Origin of the sequence: Arthrobacter sp. cf158 (assembly GCF_900106835.1) — a bacterium.
GTDB lineage: Bacteria > Actinomycetota > Actinomycetes > Actinomycetales > Micrococcaceae > Arthrobacter.
Window position 1 is genome coordinate 470,676 of the sequence record NZ_FNNR01000002.1, and the last position, 20,436, is coordinate 491,111.

The 20,436-nt window shown below is 63.2% G+C and carries 21 protein-coding genes; 16 read left to right on the forward strand and 5 right to left on the reverse strand.

Going from position 1 to position 20,436, the window contains the following annotated elements; genetic code table 11:
• Positions 1-4: 4 nt before the first annotated feature.
• Positions 5-700 carry an endonuclease NucS gene (nucS, locus tag BLW08_RS05215; RefSeq protein WP_090818602.1) on the reverse strand — a complete coding sequence of 232 codons (696 nt, stop codon included), beginning with the start codon at positions 698-700 and terminating at the stop codon, positions 5-7.
• A gap of 57 nt (positions 701-757) precedes the next feature.
• On the opposite strand from nucS, the gene BLW08_RS05220 reads away from it, so the two are divergent.
• Complete coding sequence (locus BLW08_RS05220; protein ID WP_091323738.1) at positions 758-1,102, forward strand: ATP/GTP-binding protein; 345 nt, start codon at positions 758-760, stop codon at positions 1,100-1,102.
• An 18-nt stretch (positions 1,103-1,120) separates the two neighbouring features.
• A complete protein-coding gene (locus BLW08_RS05225; protein ID WP_090818608.1) occupies positions 1,121-1,915 on the forward strand; it encodes an alpha/beta hydrolase in 795 nt (264 codons plus the stop codon).
• 190 nt (positions 1,916-2,105) lie between these two features.
• On the opposite strand, the gene BLW08_RS05230 is transcribed toward BLW08_RS05225, so the two are convergent.
• Positions 2,106-3,398, reverse strand: coding sequence for an AI-2E family transporter (locus BLW08_RS05230; protein WP_091323740.1), 1,293 nt, complete (start codon positions 3,396-3,398; stop codon positions 2,106-2,108).
• 202 nt (positions 3,399-3,600) lie between these two features.
• Here BLW08_RS05230 and BLW08_RS05235 point away from each other — a divergent pair, with 202 nt between their 5' ends.
• The 8 genes from BLW08_RS05235 to BLW08_RS05270 all read left to right on the forward strand — a co-directional run bounded on the left by BLW08_RS05235 (position 3,601) and on the right by BLW08_RS05270 (position 13,094).
• Positions 3,601-5,358, forward strand: coding sequence for a DUF8094 domain-containing protein (locus BLW08_RS05235; RefSeq protein WP_091323742.1), 1,758 nt, complete (start codon positions 3,601-3,603; stop codon positions 5,356-5,358).
• A 38-nt stretch (positions 5,359-5,396) separates the two neighbouring features.
• Positions 5,397-6,395: a tetratricopeptide repeat protein gene (locus BLW08_RS05240; protein WP_090818618.1), complete on the forward strand. Its 999-nt coding sequence runs from the start codon at positions 5,397-5,399 to the stop codon at positions 6,393-6,395.
• A complete protein-coding gene (locus tag BLW08_RS05245) occupies positions 6,395-7,495 on the forward strand; it encodes an NADH:flavin oxidoreductase/NADH oxidase (protein ID WP_091323744.1) in 1,101 nt (366 codons plus the stop codon). Before BLW08_RS05240 ends, BLW08_RS05245 begins: the two co-directional genes overlap by 1 nt.
• Positions 7,496-7,535: 40 nt before the next feature.
• Entirely contained in the window at positions 7,536-8,435 is a 900-nt protein-coding gene (locus tag BLW08_RS05250) for an ABC transporter ATP-binding protein (protein WP_090818626.1), read from the forward strand.
• Complete coding sequence (locus tag BLW08_RS05255; RefSeq protein WP_091323747.1) at positions 8,417-9,988, forward strand: transporter; 1,572 nt, start codon at positions 8,417-8,419, stop codon at positions 9,986-9,988. The genes BLW08_RS05250 and BLW08_RS05255 overlap by 19 nt, the downstream gene beginning before the upstream one ends.
• 88 nt (positions 9,989-10,076) lie before the next feature.
• Positions 10,077-10,859, forward strand: coding sequence for a glucosamine-6-phosphate deaminase (gene nagB, locus BLW08_RS05260; RefSeq protein WP_091323749.1), 783 nt, complete (start codon positions 10,077-10,079; stop codon positions 10,857-10,859).
• An 8-nt stretch (positions 10,860-10,867) separates the two neighbouring features.
• Positions 10,868-11,206 carry a DUF3039 domain-containing protein gene (locus tag BLW08_RS05265; protein ID WP_089595519.1) on the forward strand — a complete coding sequence of 113 codons (339 nt, stop codon included), beginning with the start codon at positions 10,868-10,870 and terminating at the stop codon, positions 11,204-11,206.
• 112 nt (positions 11,207-11,318) lie between these two features.
• Entirely contained in the window at positions 11,319-13,094 is a 1,776-nt protein-coding gene (locus BLW08_RS05270) for a DEAD/DEAH box helicase (RefSeq protein ID WP_090818635.1), read from the forward strand.
• A 96-nt stretch (positions 13,095-13,190) separates the two neighbouring features.
• Here BLW08_RS05270 and BLW08_RS05275 read toward each other — a convergent pair whose 3' ends face one another.
• Entirely contained in the window at positions 13,191-13,817 is a 627-nt protein-coding gene (locus BLW08_RS05275) for an isochorismatase family protein (protein WP_091323751.1), read from the reverse strand.
• Positions 13,817-15,145: a nicotinate phosphoribosyltransferase gene (locus tag BLW08_RS05280; RefSeq protein ID WP_091323753.1), complete on the reverse strand. Its 1,329-nt coding sequence runs from the start codon at positions 15,143-15,145 to the stop codon at positions 13,817-13,819. Before BLW08_RS05280 ends, BLW08_RS05275 begins: the two co-directional genes overlap by 1 nt.
• A gap of 37 nt (positions 15,146-15,182) precedes the next feature.
• Between BLW08_RS05280 and clpS the strand changes: the two genes are divergently transcribed.
• The 6 genes from clpS to rdgB all read left to right on the forward strand — a co-directional run bounded on the left by clpS (position 15,183) and on the right by rdgB (position 19,500).
• On the forward strand, positions 15,183-15,545 hold the full coding sequence (gene clpS, locus BLW08_RS05285) for an ATP-dependent Clp protease adapter ClpS (protein WP_090818644.1): 363 nt from the start codon (positions 15,183-15,185) through the stop codon (positions 15,543-15,545).
• Entirely contained in the window at positions 15,538-16,104 is a 567-nt protein-coding gene (locus tag BLW08_RS05290; RefSeq protein ID WP_090818647.1) for a DUF2017 domain-containing protein, read from the forward strand. The genes clpS and BLW08_RS05290 overlap by 8 nt, the downstream gene beginning before the upstream one ends.
• 64 nt (positions 16,105-16,168) lie before the next feature.
• On the forward strand, positions 16,169-17,236 hold the full coding sequence (gene murI, locus BLW08_RS05295) for a glutamate racemase (protein ID WP_091323755.1): 1,068 nt from the start codon (positions 16,169-16,171) through the stop codon (positions 17,234-17,236).
• Entirely contained in the window at positions 17,233-18,030 is a 798-nt protein-coding gene (locus BLW08_RS05300; protein WP_090818652.1) for an MBL fold metallo-hydrolase, read from the forward strand. The genes murI and BLW08_RS05300 overlap by 4 nt, the downstream gene beginning before the upstream one ends.
• 46 nt (positions 18,031-18,076) lie before the next feature.
• Positions 18,077-18,835: a ribonuclease PH gene (gene rph / locus BLW08_RS05305; protein WP_011775233.1), complete on the forward strand. Its 759-nt coding sequence runs from the start codon at positions 18,077-18,079 to the stop codon at positions 18,833-18,835.
• Positions 18,832-19,500 (forward strand): RdgB/HAM1 family non-canonical purine NTP pyrophosphatase, encoded by a 669-nt coding sequence (gene rdgB / locus BLW08_RS05310; RefSeq protein ID WP_091323757.1) that lies wholly within the window; start codon positions 18,832-18,834, stop codon positions 19,498-19,500. The genes rph and rdgB overlap by 4 nt, the downstream gene beginning before the upstream one ends.
• 103 nt (positions 19,501-19,603) lie before the next feature.
• On the opposite strand, the gene BLW08_RS05315 is transcribed toward rdgB, so the two are convergent.
• Positions 19,604-20,368: a DedA family protein gene (locus BLW08_RS05315; RefSeq protein WP_090819164.1), complete on the reverse strand. Its 765-nt coding sequence runs from the start codon at positions 20,366-20,368 to the stop codon at positions 19,604-19,606.
• Positions 20,369-20,436 lie beyond the last annotated feature (68 nt).

A 20,436-nucleotide genomic window follows, 5' to 3' on the forward strand; every position in this document is an offset into this window, starting at 1 on the left:
GTGCTTAGAAGAGTCGGGACTCGCTGTCATCCACGCCGCGCATGGCGTCATAATCCAGAGTGACGCAATCGATGCCGCGATCATTGGCGAGCACCTTGGCCTGCGGCTTGATCTGTTGCGCTGCGAAGATCCCACGTACCGGTGCCAGCAGGGGATCCCTGTTGAGCAATTCCAGATAGCGCGTGAGCTGTTCTACGCCATCGATGTCGCCACGGCGTTTCAGTTCGACAGCGACTGTGGCGCCGCTGGCGTCCCGGGCCAGGATGTCCACCGGGCCGATGGCCGTGAAGTACTCGCGACGGATAAGGGAGTATCCGGTTCCCAGCGTTTCGATCTGCTCAGCCAGGAGCCGCTGGAGGTCTGCTTCCACGCCGTCTTTGATCAGGCCGGGATCGGTACCCAGATCGTGTGAGGTGTCGTGCAATTGCTCGTAGATGTTGATGATGAGCCGGTCATCTGTCTTGGCAGATTGAACCGTCCACTGCTCCACGACGCCTTCCTCCACCTCCGTTTCCTCCGGGGTGGTCACCCGCAGCGTGGCAGGTGGGCTCATCCAGTTCAGCGGCTTGTAGGAACCGCCGTCCGAATGTACCAGCACGGAGCCGTCCGCCTTGACCAGCAGCAGCCGGGTGGCGAGGGGGAGATGGGCCTTGAGGCGGCCTACGTAATCAACAGAACAACGGGCTATGACGAGTCGCACCCGCCCCACATTACCGTCTCACCATCTGCAACTGCGTGGCTGGGGCAGAATGGAAGCATGCCCCGCTCCAACCGCCCCCGTCGCAACGCGTCCAGCACACGCTCCGGCAACGCTGGCGGCAAATGGGCGGAACCGGTGCCTGAGCTGGATCTTGAGCGTGCGCGTGCCGGGATTGCCCGGCGCGAAAGCGCACCGGACGGCGATTGGATGGTCCGGACCATGACGGCAAAGAAAGCGGAAAAACAGTACATCTGCCCTGGCTGCGCCACTGCGATCGTTCCGGGCATCGCCCACTTGGTGGTGTGGTCGGACAGCCACTTGTTCGGGCAGGCCGCCGGGCTGGCCGAACGCCGGCACTGGCACACCAATTGCTGGACCGGCCGGACGTACCGATACCGCTGATTCGCTAGGCTTGGCACCATGACTTTCGACCCCGCCTCGTTCGTGTTCACTCCGCAGGATTCACCCTCGGAGATCCGTGCTTCCACGGTTCTGCCTGCCCAGCGCGAGAATGTGGAGTTCACCACCGAAGACGGCAAAGTACTGCGGGGTGAGCTTGCATTGCCTGCATCCGGCGGGATCACCGCCACGTTGATCACTCTCCACCCGCTGCCCACGCACGGTGGCTTTATGGATTCGCACGTCTACCGCAAGGCTTCGTACAGACTGCCTGCGCTGGCCGGGGTCGCCGTCCTGCGGTTCAACACCCGCGGCACGCAGTCGCCACGGGGAACCAGCGATGGCCAGTTTGAGGAAGGCATCGGTGAGCGGTACGACGTCGAGGCTGCCGTGCGGTTCGCGGTGGAACGCGGCTTGCCTAACCGCTGGCTGGTGGGCTGGTCCTTCGGCACTGAACTTGCGCTGATGTACGGAGCAGTGGAGCCAGTGGCCTCAGCGATCGAGGGAGCGGTGTTGTTGTCCCCGCCGCTGCACCGGGCGACGGATGTCCACCTCAAGGAGTGGGCTGCGTCCGGCAAACCGCTCACGGTCCTGGTGCCTGAACACGACGATTACCTGCAGCCAGCTGAGGCGGCCGAACGGTTCAGCCTGGTACCGCAGGCCCGGCTTGTTGGCGTCGACGGCGCCAAGCACCTCTGGGTGGGCGAGAAGTACGCGGCGCGCGTCTTGAATGAAATCGTCGACGACGTCACCCCGGCAGGTGCGGGAGTGGACGGCCTGCCTCGCGAGTGGGCGGGGCCGGTTGCGACGGCATAGCCCGGTTGCGACGGCTTAGCCCGGGTGCGGGTGCTTAGCCCGGGTGCGGGTGCTTAGCCCGGTTGCGACGGCATAGCCCGGGTGCGGGTGCTTAGCCCTGTTGCCAGTGCCTGAGCGAGTCGCCTCCGGAGACGACTCATGCCCCCGAACCGGGTGTTCGGGGGCGTGAGTCGTTAAGCACCTAGGTCGGTCAGTGCCTGTCCTGGCGCATGATGAAGACTTCCTTGATCAGCAGCATGATGGCTGCCGCCGTCGGGATGGCAATAAGTGCACCCAGCACGCCAAGGAGGCTGCCTCCGGCGATCACGGAGATCACGGCCACAGCACCCGGGACCGCCACGGCACGCTGCATGATGCGCGGCGAGATGAAGTACGCCTCGAACTGCAGGTAGGCGAAGTAGGCGATGGCGTAAACCAGAGCTGTCTGCCAGCCTGCGGTGAGTGCCACCAGAATGACCACCACCGCGGCGATCAAGCCACCAACCAGCGGAATAAATGCCAGCAGGGCGACGACGAACGCCAGCAGAACGCTGAACGGGATGCCCAGGATGGTCATCAGGATGAAAGCGAAGATCGCGTTCAGGAGGGCGACACAGACCTGGCCAATGACGTAATTGCCCACGGAATCGGTGATTGCCTCGGACAGCGCTTCAACGCGGGGACGGCGGGATCGGGGTGCCAGACGGTAAGCCCACTTTTTCATGGACGGCAACGCAGCCAGGAAGTAAAGGCTCAGGACCAGGACGATCAGCGAACCGAACAGGCCATTGGCAACGGTGGAACCGAAGCCCACAACGCCGCCGAAAATGCCGCCCATGGCTTCGGGGTCCTTGACGAACTTATCCAGTTCAGTGGTGATCCGGTCACGCACCCCGAACTGGCTATCAGCGTTGCGGAAGAAGTCAGAGTCCAGGAAGCCGCGGATCCAGTCCGGGGCCTGGCGCACGATTTCAGAGACCTGTTCAACGATGGTGGGGATCAACGTTGCGAAGAAGCCGGCCACTGCAAGCACCAGTGCCGACACCGAGATGAGGATGCCGGCAGGCCGGGGCACTTTCCGCGACTCGAGCCAGCGGACCACCGGGTCCAGGCCGAGTGCGATGAAGAGCGCGGCCACGATCCACAGGATGAGTTGGGTGGTGTTGCTTGCGATGTAGAACACCGCCAAGGCAATGCCGACTCCGGCGGTCCCCATGAAGCCGACATAGAGAGGGTGCTGGGATGACATCCGCGGGCCGGGCGCGCCAAAACCGTGGTCGTCCTCGGGACGCGGTTTGTCGCGTTCCCCCTCGGCCTCGTCTTCCGGAGGCATCTCAAATCGGACGCGGTTGCGGGCTCCCGGAATGGGCTGCCTTAGTCTGCGGCCAAGGGCAGCCAGGCGTCCGGTACGGACAGGAACCGTAGCAGCGGTGCCGTCCGTGGAAGCATCCACCGCACTTGACCCGGGCTCATCGGCGGGACGGGGCTCCAAGTGGTCTTTCACGCGGTTTAGCTGCCTTTTCATTGGTGGTAAAGGGGCGATCCAGGCACCGGAAGGCCCGGATATCATGATCATCGCCACACTATCAGGACCACTGAATGACGCTACGGAGCCGCGATCGCGGGCATTTCAGGATGTCGTGGGGATCACCACGATCTGACTCTCTCATAACAAAACGGTTACCCTTTAAGTTCAACGACCGCTGATGATAGGTGATCCTGTGCGTTTGAAGACTGCAGCCTTGCTGGTGCTGCTGGGCCTGCTGACGATGCTGGCCGGCATTGGCCAGCTGACTTTCTGGGCTCCCTCCGAGACCGTGACGGCCTCGGTTCCCAGTGATACCAAAGCTGCCCCGCTGACCGTGATCGACCAAAAGTTGATCGCCCTCCATGACGGGCCGGTGAAGATCAAGATCCAGGGTGAAGGAAACTTCATCGTTGCTACCGGGCGCCCGGATGACGTCGAAGCCTGGGTGGGTGACACTGCCCACACCACGTTGACGGGCGTGTCGGCGGACCAGAAGTCACTCGAGGTGAGCTCTGTTGATGGCGAAGCCACTGCCCCCTCACCGGCTGGATCCGATCTGTGGGTCAGCACCGAGGACGCCAGCGGCGAGCTCGACTACACCTGGAATCCGCCGGCAGATGGTGAGTGGTCCCTGCTGGTAGCCGGCGACGGAACCAAGCCTGCGCCGTCGTCGATTTCCATGACCTTCCCGAACAACGCCACCACCCCCTGGGCTGTGCCGCTGATTGTTCTGGGCATCATCATCATCCTGGTGGGGGCGGCCTTGCCTTTCGTAGCGAAGGCCCTCAGCAACCGACGCAAAGACGATGGCGATGACGGATCGCACGGTGAGGGCGAAACCACCACCTTGCCTGTGCAGTCGCCAGCCGGCGACGCCGCCCGTCGGCGTGGTGCCGAAACTGAGGGACCCGCCCTGAGGGTCACCGCTATCGCTGCCGCACTGGCCGCTGTCATGGTTGGCGGGACGGCTGTGGCCGCCCAGGCAACGACGACTCCCGAGGCTACCTCCACGTCCTCCGCTGCGGCCCCCGCAGAAGGCGACGGCGGCACACCTGTCCTCCTGGAGTCCCAGCTGCAGAGGATCCTGGAACAGGTGGCGAGCACGGTTGATGCAGCCGACGCCGCCAAGGATGCTCCCAAACTGGCTCCCCGCGTGGACAAGATGGAATTGCAGATCCGGACGCAGAACTACAAGATCCGTTCGGCTGTTTCGGCCTACGAAGCCCGTATGCCCGTTCGTGCCACCAAGCTTCAGAGCAGCGTTATCAGCACCAAGCGTGAGTGGCCCCGTACCGTCTTTGCCCTGACGCAGGGCGATGGAAACGTCGTGCCGCAGGTACTGACCCTGGTCCAGCTTTCGCCTCGCGAAAACTACAAGCTGTGGGGCAGTGCACCCCTGCAGCCGGGCACCAACTTCCCGTCGTTCCCCATTCCCCGTGAAGGAACCCAGCCCGTGCCGGCCGGGGACAACACTGGTTTGGCTTACAGCGGCAACGAGGCTTTGGGAATCCTGGCCGAAATGCTGACTACGCCTGACTCGCCGAACCGAAGCAAACTGGCGGACGGGCAGTCGTCCCCGTACATCGCGGGCGCCCTTGCTTACCAGGCTGACACTGTGAAGAACGGAACCAGCGCCAACTTCAAGTTCACCCACACCCCTGTAACCAACCAGACAGTGGTGTTGCGAACTGCCGACGGCGGCGCTTTGGTGGTGGGACGCCTGGACTTCGCGTTCGAAGGTACGCCCAAGGCGGCCGGCGACAAGCTCCTGCTGGAGGACGATTCCGCAGTCTTCGCCGGGGGCAAGGAAACCACAACGGGCATGGTCCTGAACTTTGCCGAGTCCGTCGCGGTGTACATTCCGCCGGCAGGCTCTGCTGATCCCATGAAACTCGTGGCCGCGACGCGTGGCCTGGTGGGAGCCAGCTTCAAGTAGGACATGGCCCTGGCAGGGCAGCGGCTAGAGTGGAACGTATGAGTTCGCCCGGATACCGACCCACTCCAGCCGCTGCCAGCCAGCTCAACCTTCGCGGCGCCGTCGACCTCTCGTCGCTGCGCCGCCCGGCCTCGCCGCCGGTGCCTCCCGCTTCGGCTTCGCCGGATGGCGGCGCCCCAGGGGGCGGTGAGCCCGTCGGTGGCGATGCCGGCAAAGCGCCTCTTCGCGTGGATGCCACCGAAAGTAATTTCCAGGATCTAGTGCAGTTGTCTGCGCAGATCCCCGTACTCTTCCTGCTCTGGTCGCGTTACGCGGCCGAATCGCCGGCTGTCCTTGAGGCCGCCGAACGCGTGGTTGAAAGCTACGGCGGCCGTTTGGTACTCGCCGCCGCGGACGTTGACGCTTTCCCGCAGCTCGCGCAAGCATTTCAGGTGCAGGCTGTACCTACAGCCGTGGCCGTGATCAAGGGCCAGCCCGTGCCCCTCTTTCAAGGACCCGCAGATGACGCGCAGATCCGGGACCTCGTGGAAGAACTCCTTAAGGTTGCGGCAGCCAATGGCGTCACGGGGAGCATCGGTGATGGCGCCCCGGGTGAAGACGCCGAACCCGCACCGCTGCCACCGCTCCATCAAACGGCCATCGATGCCATCGAAGCCGGTGATTACGCAGCAGCTGCTGCGGCCTACAAGCAGGCCCTCCTGGAACAACCCGCAGATGCCGATGCCAAGGCAGGCCTTGCCCAAGTTGATCTGATGGCCAGGTTGGAAAACCTCTCCGCCCCGCAAGCAGACAGCCTCCGCGACCTCGCCGCGCGGGAACCGGACAACATGGACGCCCAGCTTGGCGTCGCCGATCTGGACGTCTCCGGTGGGCACATTGAAGACGCCTTCCAGCGGATCATCACGTTTATCGGCAGGAATTTCGGGCCTGAGCGTGAGACTGCGCGTGTCCGGCTTCTTGAGCTCTTCGAGGTAGTGGGAACCCAGGACGAGAGGGTGGCCAAGGCCCGCCAGGGGCTCGCGAGGGTTCTCTTCTAGTGCCGTCCGCGCTGTTTTCTCCACTGCAGCTGCGCTCTCTCACCGTGCCTCACCGCGGCTGGGTTTCGCCCATGTGCCAGTACAGTTGCCACCCGGAAACCGGAGAGGGTGTCCCCAACGATTGGCACCTGATGCATCTGGGCTCCTTTGCCGCCGGCGGTGCCGGGCTGATCATGAGCGAGGCAGCCGCGGTCAATCCGGCAGGCAGGATCAGTCCGCTGGACGCCGGCCTGTACAGCGATGCGCAGGCCGAAGGCTGGGAACGCATCATCCGTTTTGTCCATCAGTATGGCGCCGTGGATTGCAAGATAGGGGCCCAGCTTGCCCACGCCGGACGCAAGGCATCGACGTACTGGCCGTTTTCCGGCCGCTCGGGTTCCGTTCCAGGGTCCGACGGCGGATGGGTCACCGCCGGGCCGACGAACCAGCCGTTCGATGGCTACTCCGAACCGGCGGCGATGAGTGAGGCCGAGATCCAGGGCGTCGTGGCCGACTTCGCGGCGGCCGCTTCCCGCGCAGTTGCAGCGGGCTTCGACACCGTTGAAATCCACGGTGCGCACGGTTACCTCCTGCATCAGTTCCAGAGCCCGCTCATCAACACCAGGACGGACAGCTGGGGTGGGAGCGAGGAGAAGCGGAACAAGCTCATGCTCGCTGTGGTGGATGCGGTGAGGGCTGTCATCCCTGATTCCATGCCGCTCCTGCTGCGGATCTCCGCGTCCGACTGGGCTGAAGGCGGAGTGGACGTCGGGATATCGGTGAGGCTGGCGCGTGCTGCCGCTGAGCGGGGCGTCGACCTGGTGGATGTTTCCAGTGGCGGTGCTGTGGCGCACCAGCGCATCCATGCTGTTCCCGGCTACCAGGCCGGGTTCGCCGAGCAGGTCAAGCGCGAGGCGGGCGTCCCCACGGGTGCGGTGGGACTGCTGACGAGTGCCACGCAGGCCGAGGACCTTGTTGCCAACGGCCGGGCTGATGCTGTCTTCATGGCCCGTGCAGCGCTGCGCGATCCGCATTGGTGGCTCAGGGCTGCCTACGAACTGGGCCACGACATCACGTGGGTTCCGCAGTACGAACGTGCCGTTCCCCGCCACGGCTTCTAGAACCGTAACGGGCTCACGATTGCGAGGTTAGGCTGGTCACATGACGGAACCACGCCATGAAACCACGCCCATGTCCGCGCCGCCTCAATTTCCCGTGCCGCCACAGGGTGATGTGCCGGCACAAGGTGGGACGCCACCCCGCGCCGCCGCGCCGCTCGGCCACCAGGGTGCCCCCGGCGATGCTCCGCTGGCCGCACTGTCCATTCGTGGCCTGGCCAAGCGGTTCGGGGACAAGATTGCCGTGGATGGCGTGAGTCTGGAGGTGCCTGCGGGCTCGTTTTACGGGATGGTTGGTCCCAACGGCGCCGGCAAAACCACGACACTTTCGATGGCCACCGGCCTTCTCCGTCCCGATTTTGGGACTGCGTTGATCCACGGCGTTGACGTTTGGGCGCGGCCGCTGGAAGCCAAAAAGCTCATGGGCGTGCTGCCTGACGGTGTGCGCCTCTTTGACAGGTTGACGGGCGAACAGTTGGTCACGTATTCCGGACTGCTCCGCGGCATGGACCGCGATGTGGTTGCTTCACGGGTTTCGGAACTTTTGGCGGCCCTTGACCTTGAGGCCGACGCCGGTTCCCTGGTGGTTGATTATTCTGCTGGCATGACCAAGAAGATCGCCTTGGCCTCAGCACTGATTCACGCGCCGCGTCTCCTTGTCCTGGACGAGCCGTTCGAATCAGTGGATCCCGTATCCGCTGCGAACATCCGCGGGATCCTGGAGGGATACGTCTCTTCCGGAGGCTCCGTCATTGTTTCCAGCCATGTGATGGATCTGGTGCAGCGCATGTGCAGCCACGTGGCGGTGGTGGCCGGTGGCCGCGTTCTGGCGGCGGGGTCCGTGGACGAGGTCCGTAACGGTTCCACCTTGGAAGAGCGCTTCGTTCAGTTGGTGGGCGGCGGACACCGGACGGAGGGGCTGGAATGGTTGCGCACCTTCTAGGCCTCAAGTGGCGCCTTCTCCTCAACGGCTTCAAGCGAAGCCCCTGGCAGTTGGTGGGCATGGCCCTGGGTCTGTTGTATGCGCTGGGAGTCTTGTCCCTCCTGATTGGCGGGTTGGTGGCCCTGCGTTGGGCCGACGCCGAACTTGCCCATACCGTGGTGGTGCTGGGCGGCGCGGCCACAGTTTTGGGTTGGGCCATCATCCCGCTGGTTGCATCTGCTGCGGACATGACCTTGGATCCTGCCCGGTTCACCACCTTCGCGATTCCGCCGCGGCAACTCCTGACTGGCCTGGCCCTCGCTGGCTTCATTGGCATTCCTGGCCTGGCCACCCTGCTGGCGGCCCTGGGCACCGTGGGAACATGGTGGCGCAGTGTTCCTGCTGCCTCCGGGGCGTTGCTTGGCGCAATCCTGGGTGCCCTCACCTGCGTGGTGTTGTCCAAAGTAGTAACGACGGCAACTGCCGGTCTGGCATCCTCGCGGCGTTTCAAGGACGTCAGCAGCATCATCGTGTTCATACCACTGGTGCTTCTGGGGCCCATCATGGTGGGAATCGTCGACGGCGTCCGTGGCAGTGCCGACTACCTGCCGGTGCTCGCCCGCACGCTGTCCTGGACACCTCTTGGTGCGCCGTGGTCCCTTGGTGGCGATCTTGAATCCGGCAATGCTGGAGCGGCAGGCCTGAAAGTCCTGATTTCCGCAGCGACCATTGCCGGCTTGCTCCTGTGCTGGCATGTTCTGTTGCAGCGGGCGTTGGTGACGCCCCCGTACTCCGGAGGGTCATCAAAGAAGGGCGGAAAACTTGGGCTGTTCGGCCTTCTCCCGGGAACTCCGGCAGGTGCAGTTGCTACCCGTGCTTTGATCTACTGGATGAAGGATCCACGGTACGCGGCATCCTTGGTCATTGTTCCGCTATTCCCTGTCCTGTTTTTCTTCAGCGGATCACAGAGCGGCAGCTACGGCCTGCTCATGATCCTGGGGCCTCTGACTGCTTTCGTCATGGCGTGGTCCATCTGCGCTGATGTCTCGTACGACAACACGGCCTTCGCCCTCCATCTTGCCGCTGGGGTCCGCGGAATTGACGACAGGCTGGGCCGTGCCCTCGCCTGCCTGGCAATCTCCCTTCCGGTTGTTTTGGTCTTCACTGTTGGGCCGTTGTTCGTCACGGGGGATTGGCAGTGGCTGCCGAACCTCTTGGGCCTGTCGATCGGAACACTCCTCACTGGCCTGGGACTCTCCTCGGTGATCTCGGCCCGCTACAACATCGCCGTGCCTTTGCCGGGCGACAGCCCGTTCAAGAAGCCGCCGGGAAACGTCGCCCAGACCCTGGCAGTCCAGGCGGTAGGGATGGGCGTCCTGGCCCTCCTGCTGATCCCGGAGCTGGCGCTGGTGGCTGTTCAGGCCTTCAGCGGAGGCCCGGGGGCCGGATGGATCAACCTCGTAGTTGGTCCCTTGCTCGGCGTCATATTGTTCGTCGTCGGCGTCCGCCTCGGGGGAAAATGGCTGGAGGCGCGGGGCCCGGAAATGTTCGCCCAGCTCAGCGTGAACCGCTAGCCGCGTAACAACCATGCCCAAAGGTGGGACATGGGATAACGTCTGTTTCAGATAGCTTGAAGACCCCTTACCTAGAAAGGCCGTGACGATGGAAGTTGTCATTCTCCCTGGCACCAAGCAGATAGGTGTGCTTGCCGCCGATGCCATTGAGGCGCTGGTCCGCCGCAAGCCGAACGCAGTGCTGGGCCTGGCAACTGGATCATCTCCGCTGCCTGTCTATGACGAACTGGCGAGTCGCTACGAAGCCGGTGGATTGGACTTCAGCCAGGCCCATGGATTCGCCCTGGATGAGTACGTTGGACTCGCGGCCGGACACCCGGAGTCTTACCGTGAGGTTATCCGTCGCGAATTTACCAACCGCGTGAACATCAAGCCGGAAAATGTCCATGGTCCGGACGGCGCAGCCGAGGATCTGGAAGCAGCGTGCCAGGCCTACGAGGACGCAATCAAGGCCGTGGGTGGAGTGGACCTCCAGATCCTGGGCGTGGGAACGGACGGTCACATCGGGTTCAACGAGCCTGGCTCATCGCTGGCCTCCCGGACGCGGATCAAGACGCTGATTGAGCAGACACGGAAGGACAACGCCCGCTTCTTTGACAGCATTGACGACGTCCCACACCACGTAGTGACCCAGGGATTGGGGACCATCATGGATGCCCGCCATGTTGTCCTGGTGGCCACGGGCGCCCAAAAAGCCCAGGCCGTACGTGACTTTGTGGAAGGCCCTGTGGCTGCTATTTGCGCGGCATCCATTCTGCAGATGCACCCGCACGCCACCATTTTGGTGGACGAAGCTGCCGCGTCATCGCTGAAACTGGCTGATTACTATCGGCACACCTACGACAACAAGCCGGAGTGGCAGGGCCTGTAGACGGTAAGATGTTTGGCATGACTACGCTTCCTCCGGATCCATTCGAAAACGACCCCATGCGCGAGCTTTCCGGAGCCGGAACGTCCACAGCCACCATTGAGCGCGAGGAAACGCGCCAGGAAGTGGAACCCGGCGACCGTGAGCGGTTTTCCCACTACGTCCGCAAGGAAAAGATCATGGAGTCGGCGTTGACCGGCGAGCCCGTCATTGCCCTCTGCGGCAAAGTATGGACGCCGGGGCGCGATCCCCAGAAGTTTCCGGTCTGCCCGGAGTGCAAGGAGATTTACGAAGGCCTCCGCCCCGGTAACGACGGTGGAAAAAACGGCGGCCCGGGCAACTCCAAGTAGTGGGTGGGAAGAGAACACGGGCCCCTTCTGATCGCTGCCGCTTCGCGGTTCGCTGCGGCGTGCCCGGAAAGCCGAGGATAGTTTTCGCTGCCATCAGGCCGGGGGAGTCAGCATGACAGAAACACTTTTTGGCGGTCCATCACTGCCTCCGGCGTACCCGGAACGCGCAGCTTGGGGCACGGCACCCAAGCTGCGCGCCTGGCAGCAGGAGGCTCTTGACCTCTACATGACCCGCAATCCGAAGGACTTCCTCGCCGTGGCCACGCCTGGTGCAGGTAAGACAACCTTCGCGCTGCGCATCGCCACCACACTGTTGGACAGTGGCGTGGTCAACCGCATCACGATCGTGGCTCCTACGGACCACTTGAAGCGTCAGTGGGCGGACGCGGCTGCCAAAGTTGGCATTGCGATTGATCCCAACTTCAAGAACTCCGATGGCCAGCACGGCCGTGGTTTCGTGGGCGTTGCAGTCACCTACGCGCAGGTAGCCAGCAAGCCCATGCTGCATCGTGCGAAGACCGAAGCAGCCCGCACCTTGGTGATCCTGGACGAAATCCACCACGGCGGCGAAGCGTTGTCGTGGGGAGACGGCCTGCGTGAGGCCTTTGATCCTGCGGCGCGGCGCCTGTCCCTGACGGGTACCCCGTTCCGATCCGATACCTCGCCGATTCCCTTTGTTGAATACGCGGAGGACCGTGATGGTATCCGCCGTTCCAAGGCTGACTACACCTACGGTTACGGCAATGCGCTGCGGGACCACGTGGTGCGTCCTGTGCTGTTCATGGCCTACTCGGGCCAGATGCGCTGGCGGACCAGCGCCGGCGACGAAATGGCGGCGTCTTTGGGTGAAGCCGCTGTCACCAAGGACATCACGTCACAGGCGTGGCGAACTGCGTTGAACCCTACGGGTGAGTGGATTCCGGCCGTCCTTGCCGCGGCAGACAAGCGCCTCAGCGAGGTCCGGCGTACGGTTCCTGACGCTGGTGGGCTGGTCATCGCCACTGACCATGATGACGCCCGGGCCTATGCGGGCCAGCTCAAGAAGATCACGGGCCAGTCGCCCACGGTGATTCTCTCGGATGATTCCAAGGCGTCCAGCAAGATCGAAGAGTTCTCCGCGGGGGAGCAGCGTTGGATGGTGGCTGTCCGCATGGTGTCTGAAGGCGTGGACGTTCCGCGCCTCTCGGTAGGCGTCTATGCCACCTCAACTTCAACGCCCCTGTTCTTTGCCCAGGCAGTGGGACGCTTCGTGCGTGCCCGCAAGAGGGGGGAAACGGCGTCGGTGTTTCTGCCGTCCGTTCCGCCGCTGATGATCCTGGCCAACACCATGGAGGCCGAGCGCGACCACGCCCTGGACCGCCCTGAGAAGGACGATGACGGGCTGTTCAGTCCGGAAGAGAACCTCATGGCGGAAGCCAACCGGGAGGATAAGGCCTCGGACGAGCTCACCAAGGGCAAGTTCGAAGCCTTGGACTCCCAGGCGTCGTTCGACCGCGTCCTGTTCGATGGCGGTGAGTTCGGTACGGGCGCGGATATCGGTTCTGACGAGGAACTCGACTTCCTGGGAATTCCGGGACTGCTCGACGCCGAACAAGTAGGCACGCTGTTGCGGCAGCGCCAGCATGAACAGCAGTCCAGGAAGAAGCGCCAGTCACCGCTGGCGGCAGCGGCGTCACCGGCAATCCCCGATCACCGCATGCTCATGGATCTGCGCAACGAATTGGCCAAAAACGTTGCCGCGTGGTCCGCGCGGACCGGTACACCGCACGGCGTGGTTCATACCAAGTTGCGCGAGGTATGTGGCGGCCCGGCGGTTGCCCAAGCCAATGAGGAACAGTTGCAGGCACGCTTGCGTAAGCTCCAGGATTGGTTCATCGGCCGCAAGTAACCGGCTTCGCACCAGGTATGCAGGGAAAATCCAGCAGGTATGGGAAAGGGCGCCGCAACCGCGGCGCCCTTTCCCATACCTGCTGCACTTGCCGGATCAGCCGCGTTCAACCTCGACGCCGGCCGCTTCCATGTCCTCGAAGGCCTCGGTGAGGTCGTCGGCGATTCCAGCGGTAAGCTCAGCGATGACGGTGGTGGTGTAGCCGGCCTGGACAGCATCCAGCGCTGTCGACTTGACGCAGTAATCCGTCGCCAGGCCCACCACTACTACCTCCTCGACGTCATGGCTCTGCAGCCAATCGTCAAGGCCGATAGCGTCTTCATCCAGGACCTCAGCCACCGCGGCGCCGGCCTTGAGGTCTCCTGAGGGAACGTCGTCCTCAGGAGCAAGGACGCCCTCAAACCCGGAGTAGGCCGCCGTGTACTGGCCCTTGCGGAAGTAGGCCTGGATGTATTCAGGGTCCAGGTCTTCGTGGAGCTCCGCGCCTTTGCTGCGGGCCCGGCAGTGCGGAGGCCAGGAATCAACCATGTCCGGTTCGTCCGAAAAATGCGTGCCCGGCTCAATATGCCAGTCCTGGGTAGCAACGATGTGGTCAAAGTGTTGCTGATTGGCGTCCACGTATTCAGTGATGGCGCCGGCTATTGCAGCGCCGCCTTCGACGGCCAGGGTGCCTCCCTCGCAGAAGTCGTTTTGCACATCGACGATGATCAGGGCCCGGGACATCAGTTCTCCTCGTAGATGGTGGGGATGGCAGCCTCGCCGCGCTGCAGGCGATTGACGACGGCGGGCAGCTCAGCCATGGTGGCTGCGTGCCGTTCCTTGGCCCGGACAACACCCTCGGGGCCCGTCCATCCGGGCAGCACCTCACCATTCTTGACGAAATGCTGAAGCAGGGAACGGTCGTTGCCGTCGTCCTCTGGCCGGTGGCCGATGCCCACGATTTCGTGGGTGGCACGGCCGCGCTCGTTGAGCTTCCGGAGGGCGTATTTGCGTCCGCCCACGCTTGCCTTGTTCTTGGCGGCCTTGGCTACCGAGACGAATTCCCCGGCGTCGTTGGTGCGGCTGACCAGCTTGTAGACCATGCTGGCCGTTGGGGCGCCGGAACCGGTGACCAGCGAGGTGCCCACGCCGTAGGAATCCACTGGAGCGGATTGCAGGGCTGCGATGGCAAATTCGTCGAGGTCGGACGTCACCACGATCCTGGTGTTGACGTTGCCGAGGTCATCGAGCAGCTGCCGGACCCACTGCGCCTGGGCAATGAGGTCGCCCGAATCCAGGCGGACAGCCCCAAGTTTGTCCCCGGCAAGTTCGACCGCGGTGCGTACGGCGGTCTCGACGTCGTAGGTGTCCACCAGCAGCGAGGTCCCGGGGCCGAACGTGGCAATCTGTGCCTCGAATGCTTCACGCTCAGTGTCGTGGAGCAGGGTGAAGGAGTGGGCAGCAGTGCCCACGGTCTTGATGCCGTAGCGCCGTCCGGCCTCCAGATTGGAGGTGCTGGCGAAGCCGGCGATCACAGCGGCGCGGGCGGCCGCCGTCGCCGATTCTTCCTGGGTGCGACGCGAGCCCATCTCGATGCAGGGCCGGGTGCCGGCCGCCGTCGTCATCCTGGATGCAGCAGAGGCTATCGCGCTGTCGTGATTCAGGACGGACAGGATGTACGTTTCCAGGATGCAGGCCTCAGCGAACGTGGACTCCACGATGAGGATGGGGGAGTTGGGGAAGTACGCATCGCCTTCGGCGTAGCCCCAGATGTCACCGCTGAACTTGTAGTTCGCGAGGTAGTCCAGGGTCTCCTTGTTGACTACTTTGTTCTGCTCCAGGAATGCGAGCTCGGCCTGGCCGAACCGGAAGTCGGCTATGCCTTCCAGCAGGCGTCCGGTACCGCCCACCACACCGTAGCGGCGGCCGTCAGGCAGCCGCCGGGCGAAGGCTTCGAACACCGACCGGCGGTGCGCCGCCCCGGAGTGCAGGGCGGCCTGCAACATGGTCAGTTCGTAATGGTCTGTGTACAAGGAAGTTGCGGGGTGGTCCCACGACGTGGCTCTACTCACGAATTCACTCTAGTGCGAGCCGCCATAGAATGGACAGATGAGCCCTAGCGTTGCGTTTGGCACAGACATCGATGAGCGGACCAAAGCTGCAGAGCAGTCGTCCACCGATGTCCTGACGGCCCCCGATGTCCCTTGGAACCTTGTGATCTGGAATGATCCCGTGAATCTCATGAGTTACGTGAGCTACGTGTTCCAGAGTTACTTCGGCTACTCCGAGTCCAAAGCACACAAGCTCATGATGGAGGTCCACAAGAAGGGCCGGTCCATCGTGGCGCACGGCAGCAAGGAACAAGTGGAGCAGCACGCGGTTGCCATGCACGGGTTTGGTCTGTGGGCCACCGTGGAAAAGGCTGCAAGCGGCAACGAGACACCCGGAAAGGGCGGCCGCCAACGTGGCTAAGGCATTCAAGTACGGACTCAAAGGCATCTCCGGGTACCTTGAGCCCGCGGAGCGCGATCTCCTGCGCGGACTGTTGGACGATGTCATTTCGATGCTGGAGCAAGACGTCCGGGAGAACGAGGACCCGTTGGCGGCGCTGATCGGCCTGGACATGGACGTGAAGCAGCCAACCGACAGGGCTCTTCTGCGGCTCCTCCCCAACGTCATGAAGGACGACGACGGCGGCTCCCTGGAGTTCCGGCAACTCACCGAACGCTCGGTGCGGGAAAACAAGATCGGGGCCCTGAAGGCTGCCGCCATGGGTCTGGACAAGGACGACCTCGTCCTGACGCCGGAGGATGCGACGCGTTGGTCCATGGCCCTGAACGATGTCCGCCTGGTGTTGGCTGAACGCCTGGACATCCGGGATGAAGCGGACGCCGAGCACATCCACAGCATGCAGGACTGGAGCCAAGCGGAGGACGTGGAGAGCTACTTGGCCTTGGTTTACAACTTCACCACATGGCTTCAGGAGTCACTGGTGCAGGCCATGCTGGACGCAAGGCAGGCGAAATCCTGATCCGGACGGCCTGTGGAGCAGCCAGCCTTGTGACACATCAGACACGAGGCGGAGACCACAGGTAATGGCCGCACACCGTGGGAAGCCTTATTCTCGAATAATTATGACTTCAGCATCGGGTTCACCAGGCGACGCCCTGGGCAGTGGCGACCCCATCAGCAGCGGCGAACTCGCAGGGCCGCGCCCGATCGGCATTTTCGATTCCGGCGTGGGCGGGCTGACGGTAGCGCGGTCCATCATTGACCAACTCCCCAACGAATCAATCCTGTACGTTGGCGATACCGCCAACGGTCCCTATGGTCCACTCCCCATCGCCGAGGTACGTGCCAACGCTTTGGGTGTCATGGATGAACTGGTGGACTCAGGTGTGAAGTTGTTGACCATCGCCTGCAACTCGGCCTCCGCTGCCGTGCTTCGCGATGCGAGGGAACGCTACACCGCCCGCTACGGCATTCCGGTCATCGAGGTCATCCAACCGGCCGTGCGCCGTGCAGTTTCGGCTACGCGCTCGGGCAGGATCGGCGTCATCGGGACGTCCGCCACCGTCGGCTCGCGTGCCTACGAGGACACGTTTGCTGCCGCCCCGGACCTCACCATCACCTCTGTGGCTTGTCCCGCCTTCGTTAATTTCGTCGAGGCCGGAGTCACCACAGGGCCTGAGCTCCTGGCCGCTGCCAATGAGTACCTGGCCCCGCTGAAGCAAGCTGGCGTGGACACTGTTGTCCTGGGGTGCACGCACTACCCGTTGTTGACCGGCGTCATCTCGTTCGTCATGGGTGAGGACGTTACCCTGGTTTCCAGCGCTGAAGAGACGGCCAAGGACGTCTACCGGGCGCTGGCGAACCACGGCATCCAACGGACAGAGCGCAATGCCCCCAGCCACGAATTCATTGCTACCGGCGATGCCGCCCAGTTCGAGACCCTGGCCCGCCGCTTCCTGGGGCCCGAAGTGCTCTCGGTGAAGCATGTGGACCATGTGGCAGCTCAGTACCCCACGGGCAGTCTGGCGCGAATCACCCCCGAAATGCTCGAAGCCGCACGTTCAGGATCCGGACTCTCCCGGCGTTCCTACTTCGTGCAACCGGAAGGAACCTCCGCAGGCTCCGGCGCAACCATCGGGCGGGGACTGTGAAACTGACCATTGTGGGATGCACCGGTTCCTTCCCCGGGCCTGGATCACCGGCGTCGTGCTATTTGGTGACGGCGCACGATGGTGAGCGCGAGTGGAAGATCGTCATGGACTTGGGTAGCGGTGCCCTGGGTGCCATCCAGCGGTACACCGATCTGGAGGACATCGACGCGATCTTCCTCACCCACCTGCACCCGGACCATTGCATGGACCTTTGTGGGCTTCACGTCGCGGTGCGCTGGAAGCCCGGCGGATGGGGTCGCGACCGGTTGCCCGTGTGGGGGCCGGCAGCTACGGCGGACAGGATGGCCACGGCCTATGGGCTGGACCTGGATCCGGGTATGCACGAGGAATTCGACTTCACTCATTGGGCGGAACTCCAACCTGTCACCGTTGGGCCGTTCACCGTCACTCCGTATGCCGTGAACCACCCGGTTGAAGAGGCATATGCGTTGCGTGTGACTGCCACGGAGCCGGGCAAGGACGGTGTCCCTGTCACCAAGATCCTGACCTACTCGGGGGACACGGATTCCTGCCAGGGGCTGGAAGACGCAGCCAAGGGCTCTGATCTGTTTCTGTGTGAGGCAGCTTTCGAGGAAGGCCGGGACGACGACATCAAGGATGTCCACCTCACTGGCAAACGAGCTGGCGAGGCCGCGACAAACGCCGGGGCCAAGCGACTCCTCCTCACCCACATCCCGGTATGGACCTCCCAGACCAAGGTGCTGGCCGAGGCCAAACCTGTCTTCACCGGTGACGTTGCCGTGGCGGTTGCCGGAGTCCACTACACGATCTAGGGGATGAAGCGTCGGGCGCTGCCGTTGGCTTGGCTAAGCTTGGAGCATGACTTCTGAAGCTACAGCCACCCCCGTTATCCGTGCCGACGGCCGGACCCCCGACCAACTGCGCCCTATCAGCATTACCCGCGGCTGGTCCAAGCAGGCTGAGGGCTCCGCGCTGATCGAGTTCGGCAACACCCGGGTCCTGTGCACAGCTTCCCTGACCGAGGGCGTGCCGCGCTGGCTCAAGGGCGAAGGCCGCGGCTGGGTCACTGCGGAATACGCAATGCTTCCCCGCGCCACCAACACCCGCTCCGACCGCGAGTCGGTAAAGGGCAAAATTGGCGGACGCACCCACGAGATCTCGCGACTCATTGGCCGCTCGCTGCGTTCCATCATCGACACCAAGGCGCTCGGTGAGAACACGATCGTCCTGGACTGCGATGTCCTGCAGGCCGATGGCGGTACCCGTACGGCCGCGATCACCGGTGCCTATGTGGCGCTCGCGGAAGCCATCCGCTTCGCCCGGGAGAACAAGCTCATTGCCCGTAACGCCGAGCCGTTGGTGGACACGATTGCTGCCGTCTCTGTAGGCATCATCGACGGCGTGCCGATGCTGGACCTGCCATACGTGGAAGACGTCCGCGCCGAGACGGACATGAACGTGGTGGTGACCGGCTCCGGTAAGTTCGTTGAAGTCCAGGGCACCGCTGAGGGCGCGCCGTTCGACCGCGACGAACTCAACGCCTTGCTTGACCTCGCCTTGCTGGGTACCACCCAACTCTCAGCCATCCAGCGCGAGACACTCGCGGAGGCTCCGTGAGCGGCGCACAGGAACCTGCGGCCCCACGCCTGGTCCTGGCAACGCACAACAAGGGAAAATTGAAGGAACTCCGTGAACTCCTTCGGGGCCAGGTTCCAGGACTGGACGTCGATACACAGGTGGTTGATGCCTCTGCGGCCGGTGCTCCTGACGTTGCGGAAACAGGTGTGACCTTTGCCGAGAACTCGCTCCTCAAAGCCAGGGCCGTAGCTGAAGCTACCGGCCTCATAGCAATCGCTGATGATTCCGGACTGGCCGTGGATGTCCTGGGCGGGGCTCCGGGCATCTTCTCGGCGCGGTGGTCCGGAACCCATGGGGACGACGTCGCCAACTTGAAGCTGCTTCTGGCGCAACTTTCTGACGTTCCGGATTCGTTCCGTGGTGCGGCCTTTGTCTGTGCCGCAGCGTTGGCGGTGCCCGGATCTGACGGCATTGCCCATGAGACCGTGGAATACGGTCAGCTGGAAGGGACTCTGCTGCGTGAACCCCGGGGTGAGGGCGGCTTCGGCTATGACCCTGTGCTGCAGCCTGCCGGAATGGATCGCAGCTGCGCAGAACTGAGTTCCGATGAAAAGAATGCCATCAGCCATCGCGGCCAGGCGTTCAGGGCTTTGCTGCCCGCCATCGTGTCTGCGCTTTCCGCGGCCGAGGCGCAGCAGTCATAGTGCGCACTACCCGCTGAGTGGCAAACGGCAAACAAAAAGGCACCCCCTGGGGGGGTGCCTTTTTTGTGCGTGCATTGACTCGGGCCGGGATCCTTGCGGAGCCTCAGTGCTCGCTGTGCTTGCCGCCGTCGTGTTCTTCGATGAATTCCTCAACGGGGTCGGTGCCCTCGGCCGCAGCCTTGCGCTTGGCGATGAAACCGCGGGCCACCTCAATGAACACCGGGATTACCGAGAGGAGGACGATGACGATGAAGATAATGTCCAGGTTGTTGCTGACCCACGGCACACGGTCGCCGAGGACGTAACCAAGCAGGGTGACGCCGCCGCCCCACAGGACGGCACCGATGACGTTGAAGAGGAAGAACTTCCGCTTGTCCATCTGCGCGACGCCAACGATCACCGGCACAAAGGTGCGGATGATGGGGACGAACCTAGCCAGGATCAACGCCTTGCCGCCGTGCTTTTCGAAGAAAGCGTGGGCGCTTTCGACGTTTTCCTTCTTGAACAGCTTGGAATCGGGACGGTTGAAGATGGCAGGGCCGGCCTTGGATCCGATGAGGTAGCCGGTTTGGTTACCGATGATCGCAGAGACAATGATGAGCCCAGCCAAGGCCCAGATGTTGAACTTGATGGTATCTGTGGCAACCAGGAGCCCCGCGGTGAACAGCATGGAGTCTCCAGGCAGGAAGAAGCCCACCAGCAGGCCTGTCTCAGCAAAGACTATGCCGCACACCAGCAGCACAACCCACGGTGCAAGGGCGGGATCGGCCAGGAAGATCTGGGGGTTCAACCAGTCCGGCAGGAATGACGCCATGGACGGCTGAACCGGGCCTGCGCCTCCGAAAGTGGATACGGCAAGGTCGCTTATCGCAGAAAAGATCACCCCACAAGCCTACTTGACCGCTGTTGCGGCGACTGTTCCGGCAATCTCTTGAC

Coding starts and splice junctions, on each gene's coding strand:
- BLW08_RS05220 (WP_091323738.1), top strand. CDS start 758: ATGCCCCGCTCCAACCGCCCCCGTCGCAACGCGTCCAGCACACGCTCC.
- BLW08_RS05225 (WP_090818608.1), top strand. CDS start 1,121: ATGACTTTCGACCCCGCCTCGTTCGTGTTCACTCCGCAGGATTCACCC.
- BLW08_RS05235 (WP_091323742.1), top strand. CDS start 3,601: ATGATAGGTGATCCTGTGCGTTTGAAGACTGCAGCCTTGCTGGTGCTG.
- BLW08_RS05240 (WP_090818618.1), top strand. CDS start 5,397: ATGAGTTCGCCCGGATACCGACCCACTCCAGCCGCTGCCAGCCAGCTC.
- BLW08_RS05250 (WP_090818626.1), top strand. CDS start 7,536: ATGACGGAACCACGCCATGAAACCACGCCCATGTCCGCGCCGCCTCAA.
- BLW08_RS05255 (WP_091323747.1), top strand. CDS start 8,417: ATGGTTGCGCACCTTCTAGGCCTCAAGTGGCGCCTTCTCCTCAACGGC.
- nagB (WP_091323749.1), top strand. CDS start 10,077: ATGGAAGTTGTCATTCTCCCTGGCACCAAGCAGATAGGTGTGCTTGCC.
- BLW08_RS05265 (WP_089595519.1), top strand. CDS start 10,868: ATGTTTGGCATGACTACGCTTCCTCCGGATCCATTCGAAAACGACCCC.
- BLW08_RS05270 (WP_090818635.1), top strand. CDS start 11,319: ATGACAGAAACACTTTTTGGCGGTCCATCACTGCCTCCGGCGTACCCG.
- BLW08_RS05275 (WP_091323751.1), bottom strand. CDS start 13,817: ATGTCCCGGGCCCTGATCATCGTCGATGTGCAAAACGACTTCTGCGAG.
- clpS (WP_090818644.1), top strand. CDS start 15,183: ATGAGCCCTAGCGTTGCGTTTGGCACAGACATCGATGAGCGGACCAAA.
- murI (WP_091323755.1), top strand. CDS start 16,169: ATGGCCGCACACCGTGGGAAGCCTTATTCTCGAATAATTATGACTTCA.
- rph (WP_011775233.1), top strand. CDS start 18,077: ATGACTTCTGAAGCTACAGCCACCCCCGTTATCCGTGCCGACGGCCGG.